The sequence below is a fragment of the Pseudomonas parafulva NBRC 16636 = DSM 17004 genome (genome assembly GCF_000730645.1).
GTDB lineage: Bacteria > Pseudomonadota > Gammaproteobacteria > Pseudomonadales > Pseudomonadaceae > Aquipseudomonas > Aquipseudomonas parafulva.
In genome coordinates, this window is sequence record NZ_BBIU01000035.1 from 32,617 (window position 1) to 38,616 (window position 6,000).

General features: G+C 63.0%; 4 protein-coding genes. 3 read left to right on the forward strand and 1 reads right to left on the reverse strand.

Annotated elements, in window-relative coordinates:
* Positions 1–224: 224 nt before the first annotated feature.
* Positions 225–2,405 carry a malate synthase G gene (locus PPA02S_RS19105; protein ID WP_028633663.1) on the forward strand — a complete coding sequence of 727 codons (2,181 nt, stop codon included), beginning with the start codon at positions 225–227 and terminating at the stop codon, positions 2,403–2,405.
* 33 nt (positions 2,406–2,438) lie between these two features.
* Here the strand turns inward: PPA02S_RS19105 and PPA02S_RS19110 are convergent, their stop codons facing one another.
* Positions 2,439–2,891, reverse strand: a complete 453-nt coding sequence (locus PPA02S_RS19110) for a response regulator (RefSeq protein WP_028633664.1) — start codon at positions 2,889–2,891, stop codon at positions 2,439–2,441.
* Positions 2,892–3,104: 213 nt separating this feature from the next.
* On the opposite strand from PPA02S_RS19110, the gene PPA02S_RS19115 reads away from it, so the two are divergent.
* Together PPA02S_RS19115 and PPA02S_RS19120 are read left to right on the forward strand one after the other, a co-directional pair.
* Positions 3,105–5,042 (forward strand): DUF294 nucleotidyltransferase-like domain-containing protein, encoded by a 1,938-nt coding sequence (locus PPA02S_RS19115; protein ID WP_028633665.1) that lies wholly within the window; start codon positions 3,105–3,107, stop codon positions 5,040–5,042.
* Positions 5,039–5,752 (forward strand): 3'-5' exonuclease, encoded by a 714-nt coding sequence (locus PPA02S_RS19120; protein WP_028633666.1) that lies wholly within the window; start codon positions 5,039–5,041, stop codon positions 5,750–5,752. The genes PPA02S_RS19115 and PPA02S_RS19120 overlap by 4 nt, the downstream gene beginning before the upstream one ends.
* Positions 5,753–6,000: the final 248 nt, after the last annotated feature.

Genomic DNA, 6,000 nt, shown 5'->3' on the forward strand with positions numbered 1-6,000 from the left:
CCCGTGTGCTGCTTCATGTAGTATCCCGTGGCGCGGACTACAAAACGTCGTGTGGATGTCTGCCGAGGCGCCTGTGAAGCAGGCACGTTGCCTGCCGTTCGTTAGGGCAGGCTGCACCCAGCCGTGTTCGGGCCCGCCCGGGCGCATGCACGGGTGCCGTGTTTGATGAAGCGCTACAGGCTTAATACAGAAGAGCGAAATAGCTGAGCAGAGTGAGGCAAGCAATGACTGGATACGTTCAAGTCGGTGGCCTTCAGGTCGCCAAGGTCCTGCACGACTTCGTGAACAACGAAGCCATCCCCGGGACCGGCATCGTCGCCGAGCAATTCTGGGCAGGTGCAGAAAAGATCATCAATGACCTCGCTCCAAAGAACAAAGCCCTGCTCGCCAAGCGCGACGAGCTGCAAGCCAAGATCGACGCCTGGCACCAGGCGCGCACAGGCCAGGCCCACGACGCCGCAGCCTATAAAGCTTTCCTGCAGGAAATCGGTTACCTGCTGCCACAAGCCGACGATTTCCAGGCCACTACACAGAACGTGGACGAAGAAATCGCCCACATGGCCGGGCCACAACTGGTGGTGCCGGTCATGAACGCCCGCTTCGCCCTGAACGCGGCCAACGCCCGATGGGGGTCGCTGTACGATGCGCTCTATGGCACAGATGCCATCAGTGACGAAGGCGGCGCTGAAAAAGGTCAGGGCTACAACAAGGTGCGCGGCGACAAGGTCATCGCCTTCGCGCGCGCCTTCCTGGACGAAGCAGCGCCACTGGCGGCCGGCTCCCATGTAGACTCCACCGCCTACCGTATCGAGGACGGCAAGCTGGTAGTCGCCCTGAAAGGCGGCAGCAACAGCGGCCTGCGCAACGACGCACAACTGTTCGGCTTCCATGGCGACGCCGCCGCCCCCACTGCCGTGCTGCTCAAGCACAACGGCCTGCATTTCGAAATCCAGATCGACGCCAGCACGCCAGTTGGCAGCACCGATGCGGCCGGTGTCAAAGACATCCTGATGGAATCGGCACTGACCACCATCATGGACTGCGAAGACTCGGTCGCCGCCGTGGACGCCGATGACAAGGTCATCGTCTACCGCAATTGGCTGGGCCTGATGAAAGGTGACCTGGCCGAAAGCGTCAGCAAGGGTGGCAAAACCTTCACCCGCACCATGAACCCCGACCGCGAGTACGCAACCCCCAACGGCGGCAGCGTGACCCTGCATGGCCGTTCGCTGTTGTTCGTACGCAACGTCGGCCACCTGATGACCAACCCGGCCATCCTCGACGCCCAGGGCAACGAGGTGCCAGAGGGCATTCAGGACGGTCTGTTCACCAACCTGATGGCGCTGCACAACCTCAACGGCAACAGCAGCCGCAAGAACACCCGCACCGGCAGCGTGTACATCGTCAAACCGAAGATGCACGGCCCTGAAGAAGTCGCCTTCGCCGCCGAAATCTTCAGCCAGGTCGAAGACCTGCTGGGCATGCCGCGCAACACCGTCAAGGTCGGCATCATGGACGAAGAGCGCCGCACCACGGTCAACCTCAAGTCGTGCATCAAGGCCGCTGCCGAGCGTGTGGTGTTCATCAACACCGGCTTCCTCGACCGCACCGGCGATGAGATCCACACCTCGATGGAGGCCGGCGCAGTGGTGCGCAAGGGCGCCATGAAGAACGAGAAATGGATCGGTGCCTACGAGAACAACAACGTTGACGTGGGCCTGGCCACCGGCCTGCAAGGGCGCGCGCAAATTGGCAAAGGCATGTGGGCCATGCCCGACCTGATGGCCGCCATGCTTGAGCAGAAAATCGCCCACCCACTGGCCGGCGCCAACACCGCCTGGGTGCCCTCGCCTACCGCTGCTACCCTGCACGCCCTGCACTACCACAAGGTTGACGTGCAGGCCCGCCAGCGCGAACTGGCCTCGCGCACCCCGGCTTCGGTCGACGATATCCTGGCCATCCCGCTGGCCGCAGACACTAACTGGTCGGCCGAGGAAATCCGCAACGAGCTGGACAACAATGCCCAAGGCATTCTTGGCTACGTGGTTCGCTGGATCGACCAGGGCGTGGGTTGCTCGAAAGTGCCGGACATCAACAACATCGGCCTGATGGAAGACCGCGCCACCCTGCGCATTTCTGCCCAGTTGCTGGCCAACTGGCTACGCCATGGCGTGGTGAGCCAGGATAAGGTGCTGGAAAGCCTCAAGCGCATGGCCGTGGTCGTCGACAAGCAGAACGCCAACGACCCGCTGTACCGGCCAATGGCGCCCAACTTCGACGACAACGTGGCGTTCCAGGCTGCCGTGGAACTGGTAGTGGAAGGGGGCAAGCAGCCCAATGGCTATACCGAGCCGGTGCTGCACCGCCGTCGCCGGGAGTTCAAGGCCCGTAACGGTCTCAATTGAGTGCTTTGGGGGCTGCTTTGCAGCCCCCATTTTCTACTGCAGCTTAAGCTCCCGCCTCACCAACTCCAGCAGCTTGTCCAGGTCCACCGGCTTCAGCAGAAAGTCCACGACCCCCAGGTGCATCACATCCACCGCTTCTTTGACGTCGGTATCGCCCGATACCACGATGATCGACAGCGAAGCCCGCCCGGAATCCGGGATCATGCGCACTTTGCGGATCAGCTCCAGGCCATCTTCGGGCTGCATGCGCAGGTCGGTGATCATCAGGGCGATACGCGGCTCCCAATGCAGCTTCCACAGCGCCTCCTTGGCACCGTCGGCGGTCATGCAATCGATACCACGGCTTTTCAGGAAATAACCCAAGGCCTCACTGTTGACGGGGTTGTCATCGACGACCAGCACCACAGGCCGCAACGGCGGGGGTGATGTCACGGCTGCCAATGCCTCGCGCTCCGCGTCGCTCAGGATATCGGTATGCTCGGTCATGGTCGTCTCGTCAAAAAATTTTCGCTTCAGTGGTAAGACCGCAGAACCTTCGCCACCCGTTTGGCCTTTCGTCGGATCTTTGACAGGGGCAGCTCATAGACTTACGTCCAATGGGCACCACCGCCCCGCGGCCCGACCATGGAGACTGAAAACAACAAAGCCGGCACCTATATATAGATATATATAGTTCGGCGTAGCGATACGGTCAGGTCGATGAGCAAAAAGGACGCCTACAACCAGGCGGGCAGAACGGCGGTGTTGCAGAACATTCAGGGCACCTTGCAGTTCTTGCAGCGCTTCGCACCGTTCAACCAGATGGAACACAGCCATCTGGCCTATCTGGTGGAACAGTGCCAGCTGCGCTTCTATGCCAGCGGTGAGAGCATCATCAAACCCGCCGACGGCCCGGTGGAGCACTTCTACATCGTCAAACAAGGGCGCGTGGTCGGTGAGCGCCAGCACCGGGTGAAACCTGGCGTCGAAACCACCTTCGAGATCACCAGCGGCGAATGCTTCCCGCTGGCGGCCCTGCTGGGCGAACGGGCCACCCGTACCGAACACCTGGCCGGTGATGACACGTTCTGCCTGCAACTGAACAAGGCAGCGTTCATCCGCGTGTTCTCGATGTCCGGGGTATTCCGCGATTTTGCCTTGCGTGGGGTCAGCAGCCTGCTCGACCAGGTCAACCAGCAAGTGCGCCAACGTGCCGTGGAAACCTTGGGTACCCAGTATTCACTGAACACCCCGCTGGGCGAGCTCGCCATGCGCCACCCGGTGGTATGCAGCGCCGATACGCCGCTGCGCGAGGCCGTGCAGCTGATGCACGAGCAGCAGGTGGGTAGCATCGTAGTGGTGGACGAGCAGCGTTACCCAACCGGCATCTTCACCCTGCGCGACCTGCGCCAGGTGGTGGCGGCGGCCGATGCCGACCTGAACGCGCCGATCGAGCGCAACATGACTGCCAAGCCGTTCTACCTGAGCCCACAGGCCAGCGCCTTCGACGCCGCCATGGCCATGACCGAGCGGCATATCGCCCATGTGTGCCTGGTGCACAACCAGCGGCTGTGTGGTGTGGTGTCGGAGCGTGACCTGTTCTCGCTGCAACGAGTCGACCTGGTGCACCTGGCCCGCACCATTCGCCATGCCCCGCGCCTGGAAAGCTTGGTTTCGCTGCGTGGCGAAATCAGCCAGTTGGTGGAGCGCATGCTGGCACACGGCGCCTCGTCCACCCAGATTACCCAGATCATCACCCTGCTCAACGACCATACCGTGTGCCGGGTGATCGAGCTGGCACTGGCCGAGCGTGGCGATCCCGGGGTCGCCTTCAGCTGGCTGTGCTTCGGCAGCGAGGGCCGCCGCGAGCAGACACTGCACACCGACCAGGACAACGGCATCCTGTTCGAAGCTGCCGACAGCGCTGCCGCCGACGCCATCCGTGCCCGCCTGCTGCCGTTGGCGCAGTACATCAACCAGTGCCTGGCCCAGTGCGGTTTCACCTTGTGCAAAGGCAACGTAATGGCCGGCAACCCCGAATTGTGCCTGTCACGCAGCGAATGGGCACGGCGCTTTGCGGGGTTCGTGCGTGAGGCCAGCCCGGAAAACCTGCTGGGCTCAAGCATCTATTTCGACCTGCGCGTGGTGTGGGGCGACGAACAGGGCTGCGAGCAACTGCGCCAGGGCTTGCTGGAGCAGGTGGCCGACAACCGCATCTTCCAGCGCATGCTGGCAGACAATGCACTGCGCCAGCGCCCGCCTGTTGGCCGTTTGCGTGATTTCGTGCTGACCCGCCAGGGCAATGACAAGGCCGCCACCCTCGACCTCAAGGTGCAGGGCCTCACCCCCTTCGTCGACGGTGCCCGGCTGCTGGCGCTGGCCAATGGCGTAGGGGCGTGCAATACCCTCGAGCGGATTCGCCAACTGGTGGCCAAGGGGATCATCGAGCCACTGGACGGCGCGGCCTATGAGGAGGCCTACCACTTCATCCAGCAAACCCGCATGCAGCAACACCAGCGGCAGGCGCGGGACAACCTGGCGTACTCCAACCGCCTGGACCCGGACAGCCTGAACCACCTGGATCGGCGCATTTTGCGCGAGTCCCTGCGCCAGGCCCAGCGCCTGCAAAGCAGCCTGGCGTTGCGGTACCAGCTGTGAGCCTGTTTACCTGGCTCCGCCCCAGTGCGACACCGCAGCTGCCCCCCCTGGCCCGCCAGCGCCTGGCCCGGTTGCCCAAGCCTGCGGCCCTGGGGGTATGCACCCTGCGTGAGCAGCGCTGGGTGGTGCTGGACCTGGAAACCAGCGGCCTGAATACCCACCGCGACCAGGTGCTGTCGATTGGTGCGGTTGCCATCGAAGACGGCGCGCTGGACTTCGCGCAGCAGTTCGAGCGCACCCTGCACCGGCCCGAGCAGAAGACCAACGCCAGCGTGCTGATCCATGGCCTGGGGCCCGATGCCCTGGCGGCAGGTTGTGACCCGGCCGAAGCCTTGCTCGACCTGCTGGAATTTATCGGCGACAGCCCGGTGCTGGCGTTTCATGCCCCCTTCGACCAGCGCATGCTGGCGCGAGCGCTCAAACAGAGCCTGGGCCACCGCCTGCAGGTGCCCTTCATGGACGTGGCAGAAATTGCCCCGATGCTCAACCCTGACACGGTGCTGCGCGAAGCCGGGCTGGACGATTGGGTAGCGCGCTTTGGCCTGCAGGTGCAGGAGCGCCATCATGCCAGTGCCGACGCCCAGGTGACGGCGGAGCTGGCCCTGATCCTGTTCAGCCAGGCCAGGCGCCAGCAACTGGACAGCCCGCTGCAGCTGGAACAACGGCTGCGCGGCTGGCGCCGGCGCAATACCCATACCCACGGTCTATAGCGCCTGCGAATCCCAAGAGGCGTCACCGTAGCTGGGGCCTGGAGGGAGTAACTGTCTTCCACAAGCCTCAAAGTTGGCGCAATCACTGTGGGAGCAACTGTCTTTCACAAGATCTCAAAACTGGCGCAATCACTGTGGGAGCAACTGTCTTCCACAAGATCTCAAAGTTGGCGCAATCACTGTGGGAGCGGGTTTACCCGCGAACACCGGCAAAGCCGGTGCCATACACCGCGCTGTTTGCTTCGCGG